This window comes from Streptomyces sp. NPDC001231, from assembly GCF_042896885.1.
Taxonomy (GTDB): Bacteria; Actinomycetota; Actinomycetes; order Streptomycetales; family Streptomycetaceae; genus Streptomyces.
Window position 1 is genome coordinate 76518 of the sequence record NZ_JBIAXS010000022.1, and the last position, 22498, is coordinate 99015.

Here is a 22498-nt window from a genome sequence, read left to right on the forward strand (position 1 = left end):
CCCGATCCTTGCGGTGACCGCACCGGGGCACCGACCCCCACGACGACCACACGGGCACGACCGCACATGAGCACCGACCCCGACGACGCCCTCACCGCGATCCGCGTCGACCAGTTCTATCCGCACCCCCCGACCAAGGTCTGGCGGGCCCTCACCGAGCCCTCGCTGCTCGCGCAGTGGCAGATGCCGGGTGCAGCGGACTTCCGCCTCCGGGTCGGCCACCGCTACCGGATGACCTCCGTCCCACGGCCCAACTCCAAGTTCTCCGGCGTCGTCGACGTGGAGGTTCTCGCCTACGACACCGAGCGGATGCTGTCCGTCCGCTGGAGGGACGCCGATCCGGCCAATCCCGCGGACTGGACGCTCACATGGACGTTGGAACAGGAAGGCCGCGGTACGCGTCTCTTCCTAGTGCACGACGGATTCGATCCGGACGACCCGGCACAGATGATGGCGCGGAAGATCATGGACGGGGGCTGGCGCTCGCATGTCCTGCGCGTTCTGGGGCAGACGCTCGACCGGCTCGGGTGAGGCGGACGTCAGGACTGTAATCGCTGAACCACTCCCCGTGCACGTGCATCTGCTCGCGCATCTGCATGTGAACAGGGCTATGATCCCGATCAGTTGACCGATGCATCAATGGCCACACCAGCCAGTGCACCACCGGGGAGCGACCTGTGGACCACGACGTTGAGGGCGGGTACGGGGGCGACGTGTACAACGGCATGGCGGCCGCACGGCTGCGCGGGGTGGCCTGGCAGAAGAGCCGGCACAGCAACTCGCAGGGCTCCTGCGTGGAGTTCGCGCGACTGCCGGGCGGGGACGTGGCGGTGCGCAACTCCCGCTTCCCCGAAGGTCCCGCGCTCGTCTACACGCGTGCGGAGATCGAGGCGATGCTGCTGGGCGTCAAGGACGGGGAGTTCGACCACCTGATAGCGGGCTGACGTGCCCTCGAAGCGGGTGAGCGACTCGGGGCGATCGGTGCGCGACACGCGGTGACGCGCGTAGAACCGTGGCGTCGAAGAAGGCCCGGTTCGTTATTCGGCGGGTGGAAACCGGAAGAGCGCCCAGACCACCTTGCCGTCCAGGGTGCCGGTCAGCGGGTGCCAGCCCCAGCTGTCACTGAACGAGTCGACGAGGAAGAGGCCGCGGCCCGACTCCGCCGAGAAGTCGTCCGTCTCACGGGCGACCGGGCTCTCCCGGCTTGGGTCGCGCACCGCGCACACCAGTCGCCCGGTCCACCGCAGCAGGTGCAGCCGCACGGGCGAGTCGTGGTCGCACGAGTGCGCCGGCGACGCCGGGGGCACCGGCAGGCCGTGCCGCAGGGCGTTGGTGACCAGCTCGGAGACGACCAGGCAGACGTCGTCGAACCGGTCGCCCAGCTCCCACCGGTCGAGCGTCGTGCAGGTGAACTGTCTTGCCTCACGCACCGCTTCGTAGCGGGCGGGCAGTGCGCAGGAGGCGGCGCTGGACACGGCCGCGGGATCCAGCGGGGGAAGGCCCTGCCGTAACGGCTCGAGCATGGTCGATCCATTCGTCCCCATGCGAGGCACTCCCGGTAATCCGCGGTCGTTGCGATGCAGCGGTGGCGCAAGACCATGGTTTCGGATGCGCACAGCAGATGCAAGGGCAGATGCACGTGCACGCGACCGAATTGGACCTCCCCGTACCGCTTACTGGCCATTTTTTCCGCCATCTTCTTTGTCATCCGCCGGTCTCCTGCCCGGCTGCCGCCGTGCGGATTCCTTGATCTCTTTCCGTTTCCGTAATCACGCGAGTACAGCTCGGAGTGAATTAGTGGCAGACTGCGGGCCTTGAAGACGGTTGGGGAGGCTGGCGAACGTGAGCGCGGGAGAGCCCGGATCGGTGGTGCGGCGCATGCTGCTCGGCTCGCAACTCAGGCGACTGCGCGAAGCGCGGGGGATCACGCGCGAGGCGGCCGGGTACTCGATCCGCGCCTCGGAATCGAAGATCAGCCGGATGGAGTTGGGCCGGGTGAGCTTCAAGACCCGAGACGTGGAAGACCTGTTGACCCTGTACGGCATCACGGACGAGGTCGAGCGCACCTCGCTGCTCTCCCTCGCCAAGGAAGCCAACGTCGCGGGCTGGTGGCGCAGTTACTCCGACGTCCTGCCCAGCTGGTTCCCCACCTACGTGGGACTGGAGGGCGCTGCGTCACTGATCCGCGTCTACGAGGTGCAGTTCGTGCACGGGCTGCTGCAGACCGAGGCGTACGCGCGGGCGGTGGTCCGGCGCGGTATGCAGGGCGCGAGCGAGGCGGACGTGGAGCGGCGGGTGGCGCTGCGCATGGAGCGGCAGAAGCACCTCGTCTCGGAGAACGCTCCCGACCTCCGTATCGTCCTCGACGAGGCCGCCCTGCGTCGCCCCTACGGCGACCGCGACGTGATGCGCGGGCAGTTGCAGCACCTGATCGAGATCTCCGAGCGCCCCAACGTACGGCTTCAGGTCATGCCGTTCAGCTTCGGCGGGCACGCCGGCGAGTCCGGCGCCTTCACCATCCTCAGCTTCCCCGAGTCCGACCTGTCGGACGTGGTCTACCTGGAGCAGCTCACCAGCGCCCTCTACCTGGACAAGCCCGAGGACGTCGCCCAGTACGAGAGGACGCTGGAGGAAATCCAGCACGACGGACCCGGTCCGGACGAGAGCCGCGACCTGCTGCGCGGGCTGCTCCAGCTCACCTAGGGCCTCTGGAAAACCCCTCGGAAACCTGTAGGGGACCCCCAACTCCGTTCGGTCGCAAGTACGATGACGTGTGATCAGACCGTGAAGAAGTGATCGGGGGTTGATCGGGCTCCGACTGCTTCGACCGTCTCGACAGCAGGGGATCGAGGGAGCACATGTCGTCCTACTTCACCGACCTGGCCCAGCAGTACATCGACGGCGAGTGGCGCCCCGGGACCGGCTCCTGGGACATCATCGACTTCGACCCGTACGACGGGGAGAAACTGGCCTCGATCACCATAGCCACGGTCGACGAGGTGGATCAGGCCTACCGCGCGGCCGCCCGCGCCCAGAAGGAGTGGGCCGCGACCAACACCTACGCCCGCCGGACCGTCTTCGAGAAGGCGCTGCGGCTGGTCGAGGAGCGGGAGCCGGAGATCACCGACGTGATCATCGCCGAGCTCGGCGGCACCCGTCTGAAGGCCGCTTTCGAGCTGCACCTCGCCAAGGAGTTCCTGCGCGAGTCGATCCACCTGGCGTTGCGCCCCGAGGGCAAGATCCTGCCGTCCCCGGTCGACGGCAAGGAGAACCGCGTCTACCGGGTGCCGGTCGGTGTCGTGGGCGTCATCAGCCCCTTCAACTTCCCCTTCCTGCTGTCCCTGAAGTCGGTCGCCCCGGCGCTCGCCCTCGGCAACGGCGTGGTGCTCAAGCCGCATCAGAACACCCCGGTCACCGGCGGCTCCCTGGTCGCGAAGATCTTCGAGGACGCGGGTCTGCCGGGCGGTCTGCTCAACGTCGTCATCACGGACATCGCCGAGATCGGCGACGCGTTCATCGAGCACCCCGTCCCCAAGGTCATCTCCTTCACCGGCTCCGACAAGGTCGGGCGGCACGTCGCCACCGTCTGCGCCTCCCACTTCAAGCGCTCGGTCCTGGAACTCGGCGGCAACAGCGCGGTCGTGGTCCTGGACGACGCCGACCTCGACTACGCGGTCGACGCGGCCGTCTTCAGCCGGTACGTCCACCAGGGCCAGGTCTGCATGGCCGCGAACCGGATCATGGTGGACCGCTCGGTCGCCGAGGAGTTCACCGCGAAGTTCGTCGCCAAGGTGAGGTCGCTGAAGGTCGGCGACCCGCGGGACCCGGAGACCGTCATCGGCCCGGTGATCAACTCCACCCAGGCGAACGCGGTGTCGGGCGCCGTCGAGCAGGCGATCGCCGAGGGGGCCACGGCCCTGCTGCGCGGCACCACCACCGACAACCTCGTCGAGCCGTCGGTCCTGACGGACCTGCCCGCCGACTCCTCCCTGCTCCGGCAGGAGGTCTTCGGCCCGGTCGCCTTCGTCATCCCGTTCGACGGCGAGGAGGAGGCGGTCCGGATCGTCAACGACACCCCGTACGGCCTCAGCGGCGCCGTCCACACCGCGGACGTCGAGCGGGGTGTGGCCTTCGCCAAGCGGATCGACACCGGCATGTTCCACGTGAACGACGGCACCGTCCACGACGAGCCGCTCGTCCCCTTCGGCGGCGAGAAGCACTCCGGCATCGGCCGGCTGAACGGCGAGACGACCCTGGACGCCTTCACCACGCTCAAGTGGATCTCGGTACAGCACGGCCGGAGCGGGTTCCCGTTCTAGGGTCTTCCGTTCGGATCAGGCCGGATCAGGGAGCGGTGCCAGGGCCCGCGATCCCGGCCTGATCCAAACGAGAGGCCTGGCTCTAACCTGGAGCGCATGTCAGCGATCCGTCTCCTTGTGCTGGGCGCCGTCCGCCAGCACGGGCGGGCCCACGGCTACCAGGTGCGCGGCGACCTGGAGTACTGGGGCGCGCACGAGTGGTCCAACGCCAAGCCCGGCTCGATCTACCACGCCCTGAAGCAGATGGCCGGGCAAGGACTGCTGCACGCCCACGAGACCGCCCCGTCCACGGCCGGCGGCCCGCCCCGCACGGAGTACGAGATCACCGACGCCGGCACCGAGGAGTACTTCCGGCTGCTGCGGGAGGCCCTGGTCTCCTACGGCCAGAAGGCGGACGTCCAGTCCGCGGCCATCGGTTTCCTCGTGGACCTGCCCAGGGACGAGGCGATCGCCCTGCTCCAGGAGCGGATCCGGCGGATCGAGCAGTGGCGGACGTCCGTCACCGAGCACTACGTTCCCGAGGACGGACCCGAACAGCTCGGCCACATCGGCGAGATCATGAACCTGTGGGTCCACACGGCCGACTCCGACGCCGCGTGGACCCGGGGACTGATCGGCCGCCTGGAACGCGGCGCCTACACCTTCGCCGGCGAGGGCGAGCCGTTCGTCGGCGTCCTGTCCGAGGGCGAGCGGAACCCGTACGCGACGGGCGAGCGCCACCCGGAGGACGACCGCTGATCCCGCACGGCACCTCCTAGTGGTGGAATCCGGTGGCCGCGTTCTTGTCCCGGATCAGCGGGTGCGGCTGGCGGCGCAGTTCGGGCAGCAGGCGTCCGAGGTCCTCCAGGAACAGCTCGGCGAGGTCCGCCGAGAACCCGTTGCGGCAGACCACGCGCAGGACGGACAGGTCCTGCCGGTTCGGCGGGAAGGTGTACGCGGGCACCAGCCAGCCGTTCTCGCGCAGCCGCCGAGAGACGTCGAACACGTCGAAGGCCTGCACCTCCGGCGCCGTGGTGAAGGCGAACACCGGCAACTGGTCGCCGCGGGTCAGCAGCCGGAAGTCGCCGAGCGCCTCGATCCGTTCGGCGAGGTGGCGGGCCACGTCCCGGGTGCTCTGCTGCACCAGCCGGTAGCCCTCGCGGCCCAGCCGCAGGAACGAGTAGTACTGGGCGACCACCTGCGCGCCGGGCCGGGAGAAGTTCAGCGCGAAGGTCGGCATGTCACCGCCCAGGTAGTTGACCCGGAAGACCAGCTCCTCGGGGAGAGCCTCCTGGTCCCGCCACAGTGCCCAGCCGACGCCCGGGTACACCAGCCCGTACTTGTGCCCCGAGGTGTTGATCGAGGCCACCCTCGGGAGCCGGAAGTCCCAGACCAGGTCCTTGTCGAGGAAGGGCGCGATCATGCCGCCCGAGGCGCCGTCGACGTGCACCGGGATGTCCAGCCCCGTGCGCTCCTGGAGGGCGTCCAGGGCCGCGCACAGGTCGGCGATCGGCTCGTAGGAGCCGTCGAAGGTGGAGCCCAGGATGCCGACGACCCCGATGGTGTTCTCGTCGCACAGCTCGGCGGCGGCCCGCGGGTCGAGGTGGTAACGGTCGCCGTCCATCGGGATCTGGCGTGCCTCGACCTCCCAGAAGTTGCAGAACTTCTCCCAGCACACCTGGACGTTGACGCCCATGACGAGGTTCGGGCGCGCGTCCCGGCCGGGGTAGCGGTCGGCGTTGCGCTGCGCCCAGCGCCGCTTGAGCGCCATCCCGGCGAGCATGCACGCCTCGCTCGACCCGGTCGTCGAACAGCCCACGGCGGCCGAGGGGTCCGGCGCGTTCCACAGGTCGGCGAGCATCGCCACGCAGCGCCGCTCCAGTTCGGCGGTGCGCGGGTACTCGTCCTTGTCGATCATGTTCTTGTCGCGGCACTCGTTCATCAGGACACCGGCCTGCGGCTCCATCCAGGTCGTGACGAACGTGGCCAGGTTCAGCCGGGAGTTGCCGTCCAGCATCAGCTCGTCGTGCACGAGCTGGTATGCCGTCGAGGGCGGCAGGGGCGCGTCGGCGAGCCGGTGCTTGGGCGGCGCCTCGGCCATCTCGACGGCCGGATTCGCCTCCCCGTAGAAGGGGTTGACGGACAGGGGGCGCTCGTCGGGCTTCTCGTGACCTTGGTGCAGCGGCATGTGGCTGTCTCCTACTGGATCGACGCGATCGATGGGTTCGAGGGGCCGGGAGTGGGGGAGTCGGGGGAGTCGGAGGAGTAGTCGTGCGGAAGGTCCGCGGAACCGGGGCGCGGGGCCCGGTCAGCGGACCGCCCTGCCGTCCTTCCCGAGCTGCATCAGCGGCCTGCCGGTCACCAGCAGCCAGGCCGGCAGCGAGGCGGCGCACAGCAGGGTGAGGACGGTCGGCGAGGACACGAGGACCGCGGCCGTGAACAGGCTCACCCAGCCCTGCCGGGTGACGGCCAGGAGCATGCCCAGTACGCCCGCCGCCACGCCGAGCGACTCGGGCACCGCGGGCACGAGGGCGTGCGCGGTCAGCCCGAACGCGGCGCCGACGAACACGGACGGGAAGATCCGCCCGCCGCGGAACCCGCAGGACGCGGCGACGAGCAGCGCGGCCAGCTTCACCACGGCCATGGTCGCGAACTGCCCCGCCGTCCAGGCGCCGGGGTCGCGGGTCAGTTCCGCGACCTCCGACAGCCCCTTGAAGAGCGTGAGGGGACCGCCCAGCACCGCCAGCAGGCCGAGTACGAGCCCACCGGCGGGAAGTGTCAGCATCGGGTGCCCGAGCCGGGAGAAGGCACGGTGGACGTACGGGAAGGCGTACACGGCGAGCAGGCCGAGCAGCGCGGTGGCGGAGGCGATCACCAGCGCGGCCAGGAGGTCGCTCCCGTGCGGCCGGCCGAGGGGAGGAAGGCCCAGGTCGAAGGTGGGGCGGGAGACCAGCGCGGTCGTCATGGCGCCCGCGGTCCCGGCGGCCAGCGGCGCGAAGAGGCTGTCCCACAGTGCCCCCTTCATCGGCCGCCCGGCCAGTGCCTCGGAGATGACGAGCGCGGCGGCCACCGGGGTGCCGAACAGGGCGCCGATCGTCGCCGCCTCCGCCAGCGCCGGCCACAGCGGGCCCGGCAGCCGGGGCAGCAGCCTGCGGCCCAGCGCGAACGCCAGGGCCGCGTTCGCCATGATGATGGGGTTCTCGGGGCCGAGGCTCGGCCCGCCGGCCAGCATCAGCATGGCGGCCACCAGCAGCCCCGGCAGCACGCCCGGCGCCACCGGGGAGGCCGTCAGGCCCAGCGTCGCCGGGTCCGGGCCCGCGTGCCCCGGCGCCCTCCACACCACGAACCCCACCAGGACGCCGGTCGTGGTGAGCACGACCAGCATCCACACCACCGAGTAGCGCCCGATGCCCAGGGCATCGGGCAGGCTCTCCCACAAAACCCCCTGTAACTGCTCCGCCAGCCCGCTCACCAGCAGGAACAGCAGACTGGAGGCGACCCCGACGGCCAGCGCGGGCAGGAGCAGCGGCAGCAGGGCGCGGGCCGGGGTCGCCGGGGCGGTCGGTGCCTGCTGTGCGGTGTCCTGGGCCACGGGCTCACGATAAGCGGACGAAAGCGACACAACATCCGGAGCGAAACACGCTTGCACCTCACGTGGCGTGAGGAGCCACCGTGGACCGCGTACCGAGAAAGGAGCGGAAGTGAGCTACTCCGTGGGACAGGTCGCCGGATTCGCCGGAGTGACGGTGCGCACCCTGCACCACTACGACGACATCGGCCTGCTCGTCCCGGGCGAGCGCAGCCACGCGGGCCACCGGCGCTACGGCGACGCGGATCTCGACCGGTTGCAGCAGATCCTGTTCTACCGGGAGCTCGGCTTCCCGCTCGAGGAGGTCGCGGCCCTGCTCGACGACCCGGAGGCGGACCCCGGCGCGCACCTGCGCCGCCGGCACGAGTTGCTGACCGCCCGGATCGAGAAGCTGAAGAAGATGGCCGCGGCCGTGGAGAAGGCCATGGAGGCACGCAGGATGGGCATCGATCTCACGCCGGAGGAGCGGTTCGAGGTCTTCGGCGACCACGACCCCGAGCGGTACGCCGACGAGGTCCGGCAGCGCTGGGGCGACACCGAGGCCTACCGGCAGTCCCAGCGCCGTACCGCCTCGTACACCAAGGAGGACTGGAAGCGGCTCACCGAGGAGCAGGACGCGATCCACCGGCGCATGGCGGCGCTGCTCGACGCGGGCACGCCGGCCGGCTCCGAGGCCGCCATGGACATGGCCGAGGAACACCGCCGGTTCATCTCCGGCAGCTACTACGACTGCGGGCACGAGATGCACACCTGTCTGGCGCAGATGTACGTCGCCGACCCGCGCTTCACCGCGACCTACGAGAAGATCCGGCCGGGCCTGGCCGCGTACCTGCGTGAGGCGATCCTCGCCAACGCCGAGCGGCATACCGCGTAGGAGCCCGGGGGGCCCGGGTCCCGGCACCCGGGCCCCCGCCGGTCACTCCCGGGCCAGGACCACGGCCGTGCCGTAGGCGCACACCTCCGTGCCGACGTCCGCCGCCTCGGTCACGTCGAAGCGGAAGGCCAGCACCGCGTTGGCGCCCCGTGCGCGTGCCTGCTCGACGAGCCGCTCCATGGCCTGGTTGCGGGTCTGCACCAGCGTCTTGGTGAGCCCCTTGAGCTCACCGCCGATCATCGACTTCAGACCCGCCCCGATCTGGCTGCCCAGGTGCCGGGAGCGGACGGTCAGCCCGAAGACCTCGCCGATGACCTTCTCCACCCGGTGGCCGGGTACGTCGTTCGTCGTCACGACCAGCACGTCCGGCTGGGGCTCCTGGCCGCCGCCGTATTCATCGATGTTCATGGCGCACAGCTTGGCGTGAGCGGACCGCGCGGCGCCATCCCCCGGGCACTCGTGGAACCTTGGGCGTATACCTTGCGTTGGTAGCTTTGTGCGGCACCGCACGAGGCCCCGCCTCGACACCACGACGCCGTACACCCCATCCCCCTCAGGAGCCCGGAACCGTGACGACGCTTGCCCTCGGCCCGAGCTGGCTGGATCCGAACTACCTGCTCAACTCGTTCGGCATCTGGGGCCTGCTCCTCATCGTCTTCGCCGAGTCGGGGCTGCTCATCGGCTTCTTCCTGCCGGGTGACTCGCTGCTGTTCACCTGCGGTCTGCTGATCACGTCCAAGCAGCTGGACTTCCCGCTGTGGGGTGCCGTCGGCCTGATCTGCCTCGCCGCGATCCTGGGCGACCAGGCGGGCTACATGTTCGGCAAGAAGGTCGGGCCGTCGCTCTTCAACCGGCCCGACTCCCGCCTGTTCAAGCAGGAGAACGTCACCAAGGCGCACGAGTTCTTCGAGAAGTACGGCCCGAAGTCCCTGGTCCTGGCTCGCTTCGTGCCCATCGTGCGCACGTTCACGCCGATCATCGCGGGCGTCAGCGGCATGCGGTACCGCTCGTTCCTGGTCTTCAACATCATCGGCGGTGTGCTGTGGGGTGCCGGTGTGACGCTCCTCGGCTCCTGGCTGGGCAACATCGGCTTCGTCAAGGACAACATCGAGGCGATCCTCATCCTGATCGTCCTCGTCTCGGTGGTCCCGATCATCATCGAGTTCCTGCGCGCCCGCTCCAAGGCGAAGAACGCCCCCGAGGAGCCGGCCGCCCACGTCCAGCAGCCCGCCGCCCCGTACCAGCAGCAGCACCCGCAGCAGTTCCAGCAGCCGGTCATGGACGACGCCACGACCCGCCTGCGCCGCATCGAGCCGCCGCACCAGTACGGCAACCAGGACCACGCCCCGCAGGAGCAGCAGCAGTACGGCTACGGCCAGCAGTACGCGCAGCCGTACCCGCAGCAGCAGCCCTACCCGCAGCAGCCCTACGGCGAGCAGCAGGGCGACTACGACCAGAACCCGCAGTATCCGGACAACGGCGGCTACTACCGCGCCCCGTAGAGCGCGCCGACCGGATCCGCGGGTCAGAACCCGCGGGTCCGCTTCGCGGCCCGGCGCCCCGCGGCCGAGGCGGCGCCCGGCACCTTGAGGAACAGCCGGGAGATCTCCGAGCCGAGGTTCACCCCGATCGCGATGGCCATGGCGAGCGACACCGCCTTCGCCAGCGACACCAGTCCCTTGTCGACGTGGTTCTGCGCGATCGACAGCAGACCGAAGTACGTCGCCGAACCCGGTAGCAGCGGCCCGATCGCGGCGGTCGTGTACGGCAGCGCGGAGGCGAACCGGTAGCGGGACAGCAACTGCCCGAACAGGCCCACCAGGCCCGCCGCCACGGCCGTGGACGCGACCGGGGAGATGTTGCCGACATCGTGCATGGCGCCGTACACCGACCACGCGACACCGCCGTTGAGCGTCACCAGCAGCACGGTGGACCGCTCCTGCTGCAACAGCACGGCGAAGGTCAGCGACAGCAGCATCGCGGCGACGATCTGGAGCACCGGCCGCCGGCTCATGGCGAGCGCGGCGTCCGGATCGAGCGCGGCGCCCAGCTTCACACCGAAGTACAGGACCAGCAGGACGCCTGTGACGATGCCGACGAAGAAGTACATGACCTCCAGCAGGCGCGCGGAGGCGGTGATGTAGAAGCCGGTCAGCCCGTCCTGCACGCCCGCCACCAGCGCACGCCCCGGCAGCAGCGCGAACAGTCCACCGGTGATGACGGCGGACGCCTTCACGTCGACATGCGCCACGGTGAGCGCGACGCCGAGGGCGGCCGGCGGCATCGCGGCGACCGTGAACTGGTAGAACTCCGGCAGCCCGCGCCCCGCGCACAGCCACGCGAGCCGGTCGCCGAGCATCGCGCCGAGCGCCGCGGCCACGAAGACGATCAGGTCGCCGCCGACCAGGACGGAGGCCGTGCCCGCCAGCAGACCGGCGGCCGCGGTCAGCGCCCAGCCGGGGTAGGGGTGCCGGTTGCGGCGGATCTCCGCCAGCCGCCGGTAGGCCTCCTCCAGGGAGAGGTGGGTCTCCGGGTCGCTGAGGTCGTCGACGAGCCGGAAGACGGCCGCCAGGCGCGTGTAGTCGGTGCCCCGGCGGCGTACCGTCCTCGACGCCGTCACGGGGTCGTCCACCAGGGACGGCTGGTGGGAGATCGACAGCAGGGTGAAGGTGACGGTCGGCTCGCAGCGGTCCAGGCCGTAGGAGCGGCAGACCGCGAACATCGCCGCCTCCACGTCCTCGGCGCCCTCACCGCCCGCGAGCAGCAGCTCACCGATACGCAGGGTCAGGTCGAGCACACGCGGGACGGCGGGACCTTCCTCCTCCGCCTTCTGCACCGGTTCGGGCGCGGGCCGGTCGGCCACCGACATGCGCAGCATGGTGCGCATCCGGTCCTGCCAGGGCACGTCCTTGTGCAGGTTGACCGCCGGGATGCCGCTCGCCGGGGTGAAGGCGGGCGGGGCCTGGCGGGCGCTGTAGGTCCGCGGCGTGCTGAAGGCGGACCCCTCCGGCTCCACGGCCGGCTGCGGCGTGACGTCGAGCCCGTCCGGCACGGCGAACTCGGACGTGGTCTCCGACTCGGTCCCCGTCCTGAGCGCCGTCAGCCCCTCGGGCACGGCGAACTCGGATGTCGTGGACGACTCCCCGTCGGCCGCCGGTACGACCGGAATCACCTGGGTCGCCTGGGTCACCGAGGGCCCGGCGGGAACCCTGAACGCACTCCGCGCCTCGTCCGGCTGCGGCTTGCGGTCCTCCGCGTCCGTCACTGAGTAATGCTCCCTGAACGAAACCTTCCGTCAGCCTCAGTATGCGCAGACGGACGTACAGGTACGCGAACGGCCGCACCGCCCCCGTGGGGATGGTGCGGCCGGTGGGACGCGCGGGGCTCAGTGACCGCCGTGCTCCTGGAAACGCTTGATGGAACGCTCGATCTCCGCCTCGGCGTCGGTGCGGCCCACCCAGTCGGCGCCCTCGACGGACTTGCCGGGCTCCAGGTCCTTGTAGACCTCGAAGAAGTGCTGGATCTCCAGGCGGTCGAACTCCGACACGTGGTGGATGTCCCGGAGGTGCTCCACCCGCGGGTCGGACGCCGGCACGCACAGCAGCTTGTCGTCGCCGCCGGCCTCGTCGGTCATCCGGAACATGCCGATCGCGCGGCACTTGATGAGGCAGCCGGGGAAGGTCGGCTCGTCCAGGATGACCAGCGCGTCCAGCGGGTCGCCGTCCTCGCCGAGAGTGTTCTCGACGAAGCCGTAGTCGGCCGGGTAGCTGGTCGAGGTGAAGAGTCGACGGTCCAGGCGGATACGACCGGTCTCGTGGTCCACCTCGTACTTGTTCCGCGAACCCTTCGGGATCTCGATCGTGACGTCGAACTCCACCGGTGGCTCCTCCATGATCAGCACATAGTTCTGGTGATTAAGTGTCCCTCACGCAGGTGTGTGATCGCGAAAGGGGCTGGTGGTCGTGCCGGAGCTGAGAGCCTGGCGGGCCGCGAGACCGCGCCTGGCCCGTCTCGCATGGGCCGCACGGCCGCGGCTCGTACGGGCCGCGCGGGCCGTGAAACCGCGGGTCGTGCGACTCACGGGGGCCGCCGGGTCGCGGCTCGCGAAGCCGAAGACCTGGCAGTACACCGCGGGTGCCGCCACGGCCGGGCTGGCACTCGCGGCCGGTGTGGTGACCGCCGCCGGGCCCTGGGACTCCACCGGTCAGCGTACGGCCGAGCGGGACCGGGCCGCGGCACTGGGGCGCACGGGTGGCGCAGATCACGGCCGCCGGACCGGTATGCCGGATCCGTCCCGTACGTCCGACGCGTCCAGGTCTGTGTCCGACGGCGGGGCGAAGCCCGCGCCCAGCGCCGTGCCGGTGCTCGTGGGTCTCGGCGGCTCCGGCGACCCGGTGCGGCCCGCGTCGGACGCCTCGGCCGTCGCGGCCGCCCTGGACCCGCTGCTGGGAGACTCCGCCCTCGGCACCCGCCACGCCGCGGCCGTCGTCGACGTCACCAGCGGCGAGCGGCTCTACGGCCAGGGCGCCGGCGACCCGCTCGTCCCCGCCTCCACCACCAAGATCGCCACCGCCGTCGCCGCGCTGTCCGCCCTCGGCTCCGACCACCGGCTCACCACCCGCGCCGCCCTGGAGCCCGGCACCGGGAAGCTCGTCCTGATCGGGGGCGGCGACCCCACACTCACCGCCCGCAGGGACGCCGGGAACCTGGCGAGCCTGCGCACCCTCGCCGCCGACACGGCGACCGCGCTGAGCAAGCGCGGCGTGACCGAGGTGACGCTCTCGTACGACACCACCCTCTACGCCGGTCCCCTCCTGCACCCCATCGGCGTGAACGACAACCTCGCCCCGGTCAGCGCCCTGATGACCGACGAGGCCCGCACCGACGGCTCGACCAGCGGCCCGGCCCCGCGCGTGGCCGACCCGGCGGCGGACGCCGCCCGCGCCTTCGCCGACCTGCTGTCCGGCCACGGCATCCGGACCACGGTCGCCGGTCCGGCCAAGGCGTCCGGTCGCGCGGAGACCCTGGCCACCGTCTCCTCGCCCCCGCTGTCGAGCCTGGTCGAACGGATGCTCACCAACAGCGACAACGACATCGCCGAGGCCCTGGCCCGCCAGACGGCCGCCGCGACGGGCGGGCGGGCGGACTTCGACGGGGGCGCCGCCGCGATCGCCGCCCAGCTGAGGAAACTCGGCCTGCCCCTGACGGGCGCCGACTTCCACGACGGCAGCGGGCTCAACCGCGCCGACCGCCTCACCGCGGACCTGCTCACGGCCCTGCTGGCCAAGGCGGCCGATCCGGCCGACCCCGGTCTCCGCCCGGTCCTCACCGGCCTCCCGGTCGCCGGCTTCACCGGCACCTTGACCAGCCGCTACGCGGATGGCGCGGCCGGGCTCGTACGGGCGAAGACGGGCACCCTGACGGGCGTCAACACCCTCGCGGGCACGGTCGTCGCCCGCAACGGCCACCTGCTGGCCTTCGCCTTCCTCGCCGAGAACACCACCGGCCCGGAAGCAGCCCAGTCGGCCCTGGACCACGCGGTCACGACCCTGGCCACCTGCGCCTGCGACTGACCCCCCACGGCCGCTCCCGCCCCGTCCGCCCCGGCCGCACCCGCGACGCCCCCTGCCGCGCACGGACCCACGGAACCCGCGGCGTCTGCGCCGGAGCCCGTCCGGTTGCCGCCGCGTTCCCGCGTTCTGCAGGCCGTGCCGCGGGGCCCCGCGGCACGGGCGTCGGTGGGGCCGGACGGGCCGCGCTGGTCCTCTGCCACGGCCACACCGCATCTGGCTCAGCCCGTTCAGAGCCCGTCCGGCCGCCCCCGTACCCGCCGTGAGTCAGGCTCGGCAGTCCCGAATGGGCCGGAAGCGACTCGGCGTGACCAGGACCACGGCCGGAACACAAAGGGCCCCCCAACCCAGCGCCACGGCCTGCCCCCAGCGGCAGTGCTCACGTACCGTTGACACATGACGAGCATCGGTGGTGCTGCAACTCCCGGGATGGTCGACTGGAATCTCGCGGTCGCGACCGCGACCCGGCTGGTACGGCCGGGTCCCGAGGTGAGCCGGGACGAGGCCCGGGACGTCGTCGCGGAACTGCGCCGGCACGCCAAGGTGTCCGAGGGACACGTCCGCGGGTTCACCCGCCTGGGCACCCACGAGGCCCACGACACCCCCGTACTCGTGGTCGACCGCCCCGGCTGGGTGCGGGCGAACGTCGCCGGGTTCCGCGAGATCCTCAAACCGCTCCTGGACAAGATGCAGGAGCGGCGCGGCAGCACCCCCGGTGGCGCGGTCCTCGGCGCCGTCGGCGGCAAGGTCACCGGCGTGGAACTCGGGCTGCTGCTGTCCTTCCTCGCCTCCCGCGTCCTCGGCCAGTACGAGACCTTCGCCCCCGCCACCCGCGACCTGCCGGCCGGCGGGCCCCCCGACTCGCCCGGTGGCGGCGGCCGGCTGCTGCTCGTCGCCCCCAACATCGTCCACGTCGAGCGTGAACTCGACGTCGACCCGCACGACTTCCGCCTGTGGGTGTGCCTGCACGAGGAGACGCACCGCACGCAGTTCACCGCCGTGCCCTGGCTGCGCGACCACCTCGAGGGCGAGATCCAGTCCTTCCTCGCGGAGACGGACGTCGACCCCATGGCGCTCCTGGAGCGCATCCGCGAGGCCGCCCAGTCGCTGGCCGGCGGCCGACCCGAGGGCGAGGAGGACGACGGCGGCCACTCCCTGGTCGAGATGGTCCAGACCCCGGCCCAGCGCGAGATCCTCGGCCGCCTCACCGCCGTGATGTCCCTCCTGGAGGGCCACGCCGACTACGTGATGGACGGCGTCGGCCCGGACGTCGTACCGACCGTGGCGGAGATCCGCGAGAAGTTCCAGCAGCGCCGCGCCAGGGGCGCCTCCCGCCTGGACATGGCCCTGCGCAAGCTGCTCGGCCTGGACGCCAAGCTGCGGCAGTACCGCGACGGCGAGCGCTTCGTACGCGCGGTCGTCGAACAGGTCGGCATGGACGGCTTCAACCGGGTGTGGACCTCCCCCAACACCCTCCCCACCAAGGCGGAGATCTCCAAGCCGGCGGACTGGATCGCCCGGGTGCACCGCAGGGCCGAACCGTGACCACGAGTGCGAGGGAGCGCGAGGGCCGGGAAAACGCGCCGCTGAATCCGGCCTACGGCAGGAGAACGCCACTTCAATCACTCGTCCGAGGGACCGTGAGCCATGCGTAGGCGTGCAATGCTCGGGGAACGGCCTGTTTCTGTCACCATCGACGCACTCTGAGTGACCGATATCGGGCTCACCCCCCGAAGACTCCGTGAAGGGAACCGGACATGGGTCCCCATCCTGCGGTCGCGGCGATACGCCTGGCGGTACGCCGCGTCCTCCACGACATCCTCGACGAACAGCTCTCGTCCCACCCCGCGCCGGCGCCCGCCCGGCCGGACCCCCTGCCCGCGCACTTCCCCGGGCAGCCCCCGCACGGGGCTTCGACGCCGGGCCCGGCCCGGGCGCCCGCCCCGCAGGCCTCCCACGGCTCGCCGGCCCCGCAGGCCGCATCGGCCTCGCCTGCCGCCGCACAGGACACACCGGCCCCCCACGAGCGTCCGCCGTCGCCGCTCGTGCTCGTGGCCTGCTCCGGCGGCGCCGACTCCATGGCGCTCGCCTCCGCCCTCGCCTTCGAGGCCCCCAAACTCGGCATCCGGGCCGGCGGCGTCACCGTCGACCACGGCCTGCAGGCCGGTTCCGACCTGCGCGCCGAGGAGGTCGCCCAGCGGCTGCGCGCGCTGGGCCTGGACCCGGTCGAGGCCGTCGCCGTCACCGTCGGCCGCGAGGGCGGGCCCGAAGCCGCCGCCCGCGCCGCCCGCTACGCCGCCCTCGACGCCGCCGCCGAACGCCACGGTGCCCACGCCGTCCTGCTCGGCCACACCCGCGACGACCAGGCCGAGACGGTGCTCCTCGGCCTCGCCCGCGGCTCCGGCATCCGCTCCCTGTCGGGAATGGCCGCGGTCTCGGGGGCCGGCGGCCGTTACCGCCGCCCCTTCCTGCACATCGACCGGCAGACCGCCCGCAAGGGCTGCATGGTCCAGTCCCTGCCCGTCTGGGACGACCCGCACAACACCGACCCGGCCTACACCCGCTCCCGGCTGCGCCACGAGGGCCTCCCGGCCCTGGAGAAGGCCCTCGGCAAGGGCGTCGTGGAGGCCCTCGCGCGCACCGCCCAGCTCTCCCGCGACGACGCCGACGCCCTCGACGCCTGGGCCGGCCAGGCCGAGGCCACCGTCCGCGACGACGCCGGCCGCCTGGAGTGCGCCAAGCTGTACGCCCTGCCCCCCGCCGTACGCCGCCGCATCCTGCGCCGTGCCGCCATCGACGCAGGCGCTCCGGCCGGTTCGCTGTTCGCCCGGCACATCGAGGAAGTCGACCGGCTGATCACCGGTTGGCGCGGTCAGAAGGCCATCAACCTGCCCGGCAGGGTCGTCGCCCAGCGGCAGGGTGGCAGACTGGTGATTCGGCAAGGCTGAATCGGGAACCTCGGCCGGCCCGCTGACGCGGAGTCCGGAGGAGGACCGTCAACGCCGGTGAGACGACCGAAAGTGATGCGGGTGGACGCGAAAGACATGGGTGCCGACCTCGAGAAGGTACTCATCACCAAGGAAGAGATCGACGCGAAGCTGGCCGAGCTGGCCGCGAAGATCGACGCGGAGTACGCGGGCAAGGACCTGCTGATCGTCGGCGTCCTCAAGGGCGCGGTGATGGTCATGGCGGACCTCGCCCGGGCGCTGTCCACCCCCGTCACCATGGACTGGATGGCCGTGTCCTCGTACGGCGCGGGCACCCAGTCCTCCGGTGTCGTGCGCATCCTCAAGGACCTCGACACCGACATCAAGGGCAGGCACGTCCTGATCGTCGAGGACATCATCGACTCCGGACTGACCCTCTCCTGGCTGATCTCCAACCTCGGCTCCCGGGAGCCCGCCTCCCTGAAGGTGTGCACGCTGCTGCGCAAGCCCGAGGCCGCGAAGGTCGCCATCGACGTGGAGTGGGTCGGTTTCGACATCCCCAACGAGTTCGTCGTCGGCTATGGCCTGGACTACGCCGAGAAGTACCGGAACCTGCCGTTCGTCGGTACGCTCGCACCCCACGTCTACGGCGGCTGACACCGAAGGGCTCAAGCGCGGTACGTGATCGGGAACCCCGGCGGCACCGGAGCCGTTGGAGCAAGCAGACGGGTACGTCGGCCCTACGGTGCGGCTTCGAGCCCCAATGCTGGGGTACCGTCAGAAGAACTGTCTTATCAAACTCACTATGGCAGGAGGGACGGGGCGACACCGCTCCGTATGGATGGACGTGAAGCGATACTTCCGTGGGCCGGTCATGTGGATCGTGCTGGCCGTCCTTGCCGTGGTCGTGTTGATGAATGTCGTCGGTCAGTCCGGCGGCTACAAGACGGTTGACACGGGCAAGGTCGTAGCGGCGATCAATGACAACAGGGTCCAGCAGGCCAAGCTGACCACGGGCGACGAGCAGACCATCAAGGTCGAGCTCAAGGACGGCCAGAAGGTCGACGGCAGCTCGAAGATCCAGGCGAGCTACATCGGCGACCAAGGCGTGACCATCGCCAACACGCTGCAGACCAAGTACCAGGACAAGCAGATCCCGAAGGGCTACACGGTCTCGCCGTCGAAGCAGAGCCCCTTCGTCGGCATCCTGCTCTCCCTGCTCCCCTTCGTTCTCATCGTGGTCGTCTTCCTGTTCCTGATGAACCAGATGCAGGGCGGCGGTTCCCGGGTCATGAACTTCGGCAAGTCCAAGGCCAAGCTCATCACCAAGGACACCCCGAAGACGACGTTCGCGGACGTGGCGGGCGCGGACGAGGCCGTCGAGGAACTCCACGAGATCAAGGAGTTCCTCCAGGAGCCGGCCAAGTTCCAGGCCGTCGGGGCGAAGATCCCCAAGGGCGTGCTGCTCTACGGCCCGCCCGGCACCGGCAAGACCCTGCTCGCGCGTGCCGTCGCGGGCGAGGCCGGCGTCCCGTTCTACTCGATCTCCGGTTCCGACTTCGTCGAGATGTTCGTCGGTGTCGGCGCCTCCCGCGTCCGCGACCTGTTCGAGCAGGCCAAGGCGAACGCCCCGGCGATCGTCTTCGTCGACGAGATCGACGCGGTCGGCCGTCACCGCGGCGCCGGCCTCGGCGGCGGTCACGACGAGCGCGAGCAGACGCTGAACCAGCTGCTGGTCGAGATGGACGGATTCGACGTCAAGGGCGGCGTGATCCTGATCGCGGCCACCAACCGGCCCGACATCCTCGACCCGGCGCTGCTGCGGCCGGGCCGATTCGACCGCCAGATCGCCGTGGACCGCCCCGACATGCAGGGCCGTCTGGAGATCCTGAAGGTCCACCAGAAGGGCAAGCCGGTCGCGCCCGACGTCGACCTGTCCGCCGTCGCCCGCCGCACCCCCGGCTTCACGGGTGCCGATCTGTCCAACGTCCTGAACGAGGCCGCGCTGCTCACGGCCCGCAGCGACAAGAAGCTGATCGACAACCACATGCTGGACGAGGCGATCGACCGCGTGGTCGCGGGCCCGCAGAAGCGGACCCGGATCATGTCGGACAAGGAGAAGAAGATCACCGCGTACCACGAGGGCGGTCACGCCCTGGTCGCGGCGGCCTCGCCGAACTCCGACCCGGTCCACAAGATCACGATCCTGTCCCGCGGCCGGGCCCTCGGCTACACGATGGTCCTGCCGGACGAGGACAAGTACTCCACGACCCGCAACGAGATGCTGGACCAGCTCGCCTACATGCTGGGCGGCCGCGCGGCCGAGGAACTGGTCTTCCACGACCCGACCACGGGCGCGGCGAACGACATCGAGAAGGCCACCACCACGGCCCGCGCGATGGTCACCCAGTACGGCATGACCGAGCGCCTTGGCGCGATCAAGTTCGGCGGCGACAACACCGAGCCGTTCCTCGGACGTGAGATGGCTCACCAGCGCGACTACTCGGAAGAGGTCGCCGCGCTGGTGGACGAGGAAGTCAAGAAGCTCATCGAGAACGCGCACAACGAGGCCTGGGAGATCCTGGTCGAGAACCGCGACGTCCTCGACAACCTCGTCCTGGCCCTCCTGGAGAAGGAGACCCTGGGCAAGGAGGAGATCGCCGAGATCTTCGCCCCGATCGTCAAGCGGCCGCCGCGGCCCGCCTGGACCGGCTCCTCCCGCCGCACCCCGTCCACCCGCCCGCCGGTGCTCTCCCCGAAGGAGCTCGCGCTGACGAACGGGGCCAACGGCTCGACGGCGGCGATCAGCACCGTCAAGTCCACGGCGACGGAACCCGCCCCGGCCACGGAGCAGGTGCCGGAGGACCGTCCGGACAACTGACCGGAGCCCGCGCCGGGCGCCCAACGGCCCCGGAATGTATGCCGCGCCCCCCAGGTTCTAGCCTGGGGGGCGCGGCATTTCGCATGTCCGCAGATCAGACACACAGGAACGAGGTTTCACATGACCGACCCCGTGACGCTGGACGGCGAGGGCTTCCTCGGAGAGTTCGACGAGAAGCGTGCCGAGAACGCCGTGCGCGAACTCCTCATCGCGGTCGGCGAGGACCCGGACCGTGAAGGCCTGCGGGAGACCCCGGCACGAGTGGCCCGGGCGTACAAGGAGATATTCGCGGGACTGTGGCAGCAGCCCGAGGACGTGCTGACGACGACGTTCGACCTGGGTCACGACGAGATGGTGCTGGTCAAGGACATCGAGGTGTTCTCGACCTGCGAGCACCACCTCGTGCCGTTCCGCGGTGTCGCGCACGTCGGCTACATCCCGTCCACCAGCGGGAAGATCACGGGGCTGTCGAAGCTGGCCCGGCTCGTGGACGTCTACGCCCGCCGCCCGCAGGTGCAGGAGCGGCTCACCACCCAGATCGCGGACTCGCTGATGGAGATCCTGGAGCCGCGCGGGGTGATCGTCGTGGTGGAGTGCGAGCACATGTGCATGTCGATGCGGGGCATCCGCAAGCCCGGCGCGAAGACCATCACCTCGGCCGTGCGCGGTCAGCTGAGGGACGCGGCGACGCGGAACGAGGCGATGAGCCTCATCATGGCGCGCTGACGCGGACGGCGCCCGGCCGCGCCCGCCCGCTCACCCGCGTACGCCACCTGCCGGGCTCATGCCGTCGGTTCCGCCCCCGGCGGGTTCTGGTCGTCGTCCTCCGGGAGTTTGCAGACCCGTTCGAGGAACAGGGCGGCCGCTATCACCGCGATGCCGGCGAGGACCGAGAAGCCGGCGTAGACGGCCTGGTCGCGGCGGGCCGGGATGTCGAGGAGTTCCAGCAGGGCCACGCCCGTGCCGCCGTACATGCCGGCGACGAGGGCGGCGACCAGGGCGCTGGCCTGTCCGAAGACGACCGCGCGGGCGGCCATCATGGGGTCGACGCCCTTGGCACCGGGCCGGCGCTCGCGCTGGGCCTTCAGCCGGGCCCGCAGGGAGAGCGCCGTGGACAGGAGGACCGCGGCGATCAGGGCGAGGACGATGGGGGCGGCCAGTGGGACGCCGGGGAGCGTCCCCACCGCGTTCCACAGCCGGGCGCCCGCCCAGGACAGCACTCCGGCGACGACGAACACGCCTGCCAGCACCCTGATACGCAGCTCTCTCACGGTGTCCCTTCAGCTCCCCCGGACCGAGGCCGGTCGCAGACCTTGCGTCGCCCTGACCTTAACGGCTACTCGGGCAGCCGGAGTTCCAGGTCCGCCCGGGGCTCGACGCCCTCCCGGGTGAGCGCGGTCAGCAGACCGGCCACCGCGCCCCGGCCCGGGAGCTGGGCGTCCGGGTCCACGTCGTACCACGGGGCGAGGACGAAGGCGCGTTCGTGGGCGCGCGGGTGAGGGAGCGTGAGGAGCGGATCGTCGGAGACGGTCTCCGCGTAGGCGACGATGTCGACGTCGATGGTGCGCGGCCCCCAGCGCTCGTCGCGGACCCGGTTGAAGGCCTCCTCGATGGCGTGGGCCCGCTCCAGCAGCGAGGACGGCGGCAGCGTGGTCTTGAGGATCACCACCGCGTTGAAGTACGACGGCTGGCTGCCGGGCTCGACGCCCCACGGCTCCGTCTCGTAGACCGGGGAGACGGCCTTGACGCGGACGCCGGGCGTGTCCTCCAGGGCGTCGACGGCCCCCTGGAGGGTCTCGAGGCGGTTGCCGAGGTTGGAGCCGATCGAGATCACGGCTCGCTTGGGGTTCTGCAGAGTGGTGTCCGCGGCGTCGACCTTCTCGACGACCGAGGCGGGCACCGGCTGGACGGTCGGGTCTGTGGGCCCTTTGGTGAAAGGCGCGTTCATACTCGGCTCCGGGTGATGGTGACGGTCACGTCGTCGAAGGGAACGGTGATCGGCGCGTCCGGCTTGTGGACGCAGACCTCGACCTCCAGGACCCCGTCGTGCTTCAGACAGACCTGGGCGATGCGCTCGGCGAGCGTTTCGATGAGGTTCACGGGCTCGCCCTCCACCACGGCCACGACCTCCTCGGCCACGATGCCGTAGTGCACGGTCTTCGCCAGGTCGTCGTCGGCCGCGGCCGGCCGGGTGTCGACTCCCAGGACGATGTCCACGAGGAAGGTCTGGCCCTCCTCGCGTTCCTTGGGGAACACACCGTGGTGCCCGCGGGCCCTCAGGCCGCGCAGCGCGACACGATCCACGCGAATCACTCCTGCAATCGTCGGCGGCGACCGGTCCCTGCCGCGTGCGGGCGGC

At 70.8% G+C, this 22498-nt stretch carries 22 protein-coding genes; 13 read left to right on the forward strand and 9 right to left on the reverse strand.

The window, feature by feature from the left end; genetic code table 11:
• Nucleotides 1-66 precede the first annotated feature (66 nt).
• Both ACFY3J_RS25495 and ACFY3J_RS25500 read left to right on the forward strand, forming a co-directional pair.
• Complete coding sequence (locus ACFY3J_RS25495; RefSeq protein WP_384174922.1) at nucleotides 67-531, forward strand: SRPBCC domain-containing protein; 465 nt, start codon at nucleotides 67-69, stop codon at nucleotides 529-531.
• 146 nt (nucleotides 532-677) lie between these two features.
• Nucleotides 678-944, forward strand: coding sequence for a DUF397 domain-containing protein (locus tag ACFY3J_RS25500; protein ID WP_225076921.1), 267 nt, complete (start codon nucleotides 678-680; stop codon nucleotides 942-944).
• A 93-nt stretch (nucleotides 945-1037) separates the two neighbouring features.
• Here the strand turns inward: ACFY3J_RS25500 and ACFY3J_RS25505 are convergent, their stop codons facing one another.
• Nucleotides 1038-1523 carry an ATP-binding protein gene (locus tag ACFY3J_RS25505; protein ID WP_384174924.1) on the reverse strand — a complete coding sequence of 162 codons (486 nt, stop codon included), beginning with the start codon at nucleotides 1521-1523 and terminating at the stop codon, nucleotides 1038-1040.
• A gap of 355 nt (nucleotides 1524-1878) precedes the next feature.
• On the opposite strand from ACFY3J_RS25505, the gene ACFY3J_RS25510 reads away from it, so the two are divergent.
• The 3 genes from ACFY3J_RS25510 (at nucleotide 1879) to ACFY3J_RS25520 (ending at nucleotide 5057) form a co-directional block, all read left to right on the forward strand.
• Entirely contained in the window at nucleotides 1879-2703 is an 825-nt protein-coding gene (locus ACFY3J_RS25510) for a helix-turn-helix domain-containing protein (RefSeq protein WP_390841829.1), read from the forward strand.
• 155 nt (nucleotides 2704-2858) lie between these two features.
• A complete protein-coding gene (locus tag ACFY3J_RS25515) occupies nucleotides 2859-4319 on the forward strand; it encodes an aldehyde dehydrogenase family protein (RefSeq protein ID WP_384174926.1) in 1461 nt (486 codons plus the stop codon).
• A gap of 96 nt (nucleotides 4320-4415) precedes the next feature.
• Nucleotides 4416-5057 (forward strand): PadR family transcriptional regulator, encoded by a 642-nt coding sequence (locus ACFY3J_RS25520; RefSeq protein WP_384174928.1) that lies wholly within the window; start codon nucleotides 4416-4418, stop codon nucleotides 5055-5057.
• 16 nt (nucleotides 5058-5073) lie between these two features.
• Here ACFY3J_RS25520 and ACFY3J_RS25525 read toward each other — a convergent pair whose 3' ends face one another.
• Nucleotides 5074-6486 (reverse strand): glutamate decarboxylase, encoded by a 1413-nt coding sequence (locus ACFY3J_RS25525; RefSeq protein WP_384174930.1) that lies wholly within the window; start codon nucleotides 6484-6486, stop codon nucleotides 5074-5076.
• A gap of 120 nt (nucleotides 6487-6606) precedes the next feature.
• Nucleotides 6607-7890, reverse strand: coding sequence for an ion channel protein (locus tag ACFY3J_RS25530; protein WP_384174932.1), 1284 nt, complete (start codon nucleotides 7888-7890; stop codon nucleotides 6607-6609).
• A gap of 109 nt (nucleotides 7891-7999) precedes the next feature.
• Between ACFY3J_RS25530 and ACFY3J_RS25535 the strand changes: the two genes are divergently transcribed.
• Nucleotides 8000-8761 carry a MerR family transcriptional regulator gene (locus tag ACFY3J_RS25535; protein ID WP_384174934.1) on the forward strand — a complete coding sequence of 254 codons (762 nt, stop codon included), beginning with the start codon at nucleotides 8000-8002 and terminating at the stop codon, nucleotides 8759-8761.
• 42 nt (nucleotides 8762-8803) lie between these two features.
• On the opposite strand, the gene ACFY3J_RS25540 is transcribed toward ACFY3J_RS25535, so the two are convergent.
• Nucleotides 8804-9169, reverse strand: coding sequence for a YbjQ family protein (locus ACFY3J_RS25540; protein ID WP_141359608.1), 366 nt, complete (start codon nucleotides 9167-9169; stop codon nucleotides 8804-8806).
• Nucleotides 9170-9330: 161 nt separating this feature from the next.
• On the opposite strand from ACFY3J_RS25540, the gene ACFY3J_RS25545 reads away from it, so the two are divergent.
• Nucleotides 9331-10263 carry a DedA family protein gene (locus ACFY3J_RS25545; protein WP_390841808.1) on the forward strand — a complete coding sequence of 311 codons (933 nt, stop codon included), beginning with the start codon at nucleotides 9331-9333 and terminating at the stop codon, nucleotides 10261-10263.
• Between the two features lie 23 nt (nucleotides 10264-10286).
• On the opposite strand, the gene ACFY3J_RS25550 is transcribed toward ACFY3J_RS25545, so the two are convergent.
• Together ACFY3J_RS25550 and ACFY3J_RS25555 are read right to left on the reverse strand one after the other, a co-directional pair.
• Nucleotides 10287-12026 (reverse strand): threonine/serine exporter ThrE family protein, encoded by a 1740-nt coding sequence (locus ACFY3J_RS25550; protein WP_384174937.1) that lies wholly within the window; start codon nucleotides 12024-12026, stop codon nucleotides 10287-10289.
• 120 nt (nucleotides 12027-12146) lie between these two features.
• Nucleotides 12147-12638, reverse strand: coding sequence for an inorganic diphosphatase (locus ACFY3J_RS25555; protein ID WP_141366388.1), 492 nt, complete (start codon nucleotides 12636-12638; stop codon nucleotides 12147-12149).
• A 79-nt stretch (nucleotides 12639-12717) separates the two neighbouring features.
• On the opposite strand from ACFY3J_RS25555, the gene dacB reads away from it, so the two are divergent.
• The 6 genes from dacB (at nucleotide 12718) to folE (ending at nucleotide 20865) form a co-directional block, all read left to right on the forward strand.
• Nucleotides 12718-14334 (forward strand): D-alanyl-D-alanine carboxypeptidase/D-alanyl-D-alanine-endopeptidase, encoded by a 1617-nt coding sequence (gene dacB / locus ACFY3J_RS25560; RefSeq protein ID WP_390841809.1) that lies wholly within the window; start codon nucleotides 12718-12720, stop codon nucleotides 14332-14334.
• Nucleotides 14335-14727: 393 nt separating this feature from the next.
• A complete protein-coding gene (locus ACFY3J_RS25565) occupies nucleotides 14728-15876 on the forward strand; it encodes a zinc-dependent metalloprotease (RefSeq protein ID WP_384174942.1) in 1149 nt (382 codons plus the stop codon).
• 212 nt (nucleotides 15877-16088) lie between these two features.
• A complete protein-coding gene (gene tilS / locus ACFY3J_RS25570) occupies nucleotides 16089-17279 on the forward strand; it encodes a tRNA lysidine(34) synthetase TilS (protein WP_384174944.1) in 1191 nt (396 codons plus the stop codon).
• Nucleotides 17280-17354: 75 nt separating this feature from the next.
• Complete coding sequence (hpt, locus tag ACFY3J_RS25575) at nucleotides 17355-17915, forward strand: hypoxanthine phosphoribosyltransferase (RefSeq protein ID WP_141366386.1); 561 nt, start codon at nucleotides 17355-17357, stop codon at nucleotides 17913-17915.
• Between the two features lie 184 nt (nucleotides 17916-18099).
• Nucleotides 18100-20139: an ATP-dependent zinc metalloprotease FtsH gene (gene ftsH, locus ACFY3J_RS25580; protein WP_225076909.1), complete on the forward strand. Its 2040-nt coding sequence runs from the start codon at nucleotides 18100-18102 to the stop codon at nucleotides 20137-20139.
• Nucleotides 20140-20259: 120 nt separating this feature from the next.
• Nucleotides 20260-20865 carry a GTP cyclohydrolase I FolE gene (folE, locus tag ACFY3J_RS25585; RefSeq protein WP_225076908.1) on the forward strand — a complete coding sequence of 202 codons (606 nt, stop codon included), beginning with the start codon at nucleotides 20260-20262 and terminating at the stop codon, nucleotides 20863-20865.
• Between the two features lie 56 nt (nucleotides 20866-20921).
• Here the strand turns inward: folE and ACFY3J_RS25590 are convergent, their stop codons facing one another.
• The 3 genes from ACFY3J_RS25590 to folB form a co-directional block, all read right to left on the reverse strand.
• Entirely contained in the window at nucleotides 20922-21410 is a 489-nt protein-coding gene (locus ACFY3J_RS25590; RefSeq protein WP_384174948.1) for a DUF3180 domain-containing protein, read from the reverse strand.
• Nucleotides 21411-21475: 65 nt separating this feature from the next.
• Nucleotides 21476-22087, reverse strand: coding sequence for a 2-amino-4-hydroxy-6-hydroxymethyldihydropteridine diphosphokinase (gene folK / locus ACFY3J_RS25595; RefSeq protein WP_384174950.1), 612 nt, complete (start codon nucleotides 22085-22087; stop codon nucleotides 21476-21478).
• Nucleotides 22084-22443, reverse strand: coding sequence for a dihydroneopterin aldolase (gene folB, locus ACFY3J_RS25600; protein ID WP_141359598.1), 360 nt, complete (start codon nucleotides 22441-22443; stop codon nucleotides 22084-22086). Before folB ends, folK begins: the two co-directional genes overlap by 4 nt.
• Nucleotides 22444-22498 lie beyond the last annotated feature (55 nt).

Bases quoted from the DNA above. Each gene is read 5' to 3' on its own strand.
- ACFY3J_RS25495 (WP_384174922.1), top strand. From the start codon at position 67: ATGAGCACCGACCCCGACGACGCCCTCACCGCGATCCGCGTCGACCAG.
- ACFY3J_RS25505 (WP_384174924.1), bottom strand. From the start codon at position 1,523: ATGCTCGAGCCGTTACGGCAGGGCCTTCCCCCGCTGGATCCCGCGGCC.
- ACFY3J_RS25510 (WP_390841829.1), top strand. From the start codon at position 1,879: ATGCTGCTCGGCTCGCAACTCAGGCGACTGCGCGAAGCGCGGGGGATC.
- ACFY3J_RS25515 (WP_384174926.1), top strand. From the start codon at position 2,859: ATGTCGTCCTACTTCACCGACCTGGCCCAGCAGTACATCGACGGCGAG.
- ACFY3J_RS25520 (WP_384174928.1), top strand. From the start codon at position 4,416: ATGTCAGCGATCCGTCTCCTTGTGCTGGGCGCCGTCCGCCAGCACGGG.
- ACFY3J_RS25525 (WP_384174930.1), bottom strand. From the start codon at position 6,486: ATGCCGCTGCACCAAGGTCACGAGAAGCCCGACGAGCGCCCCCTGTCC.
- ACFY3J_RS25540 (WP_141359608.1), bottom strand. From the start codon at position 9,169: ATGAACATCGATGAATACGGCGGCGGCCAGGAGCCCCAGCCGGACGTG.
- ACFY3J_RS25565 (WP_384174942.1), top strand. From the start codon at position 14,728: ATGACGAGCATCGGTGGTGCTGCAACTCCCGGGATGGTCGACTGGAAT.
- tilS (WP_384174944.1), top strand. From the start codon at position 16,089: ATGGGTCCCCATCCTGCGGTCGCGGCGATACGCCTGGCGGTACGCCGC.
- hpt (WP_141366386.1), top strand. From the start codon at position 17,355: ATGCGGGTGGACGCGAAAGACATGGGTGCCGACCTCGAGAAGGTACTC.
- ftsH (WP_225076909.1), top strand. From the start codon at position 18,100: ATGGACGTGAAGCGATACTTCCGTGGGCCGGTCATGTGGATCGTGCTG.
- folE (WP_225076908.1), top strand. From the start codon at position 20,260: ATGACCGACCCCGTGACGCTGGACGGCGAGGGCTTCCTCGGAGAGTTC.
- folK (WP_384174950.1), bottom strand. From the start codon at position 22,087: ATGAACGCGCCTTTCACCAAAGGGCCCACAGACCCGACCGTCCAGCCG.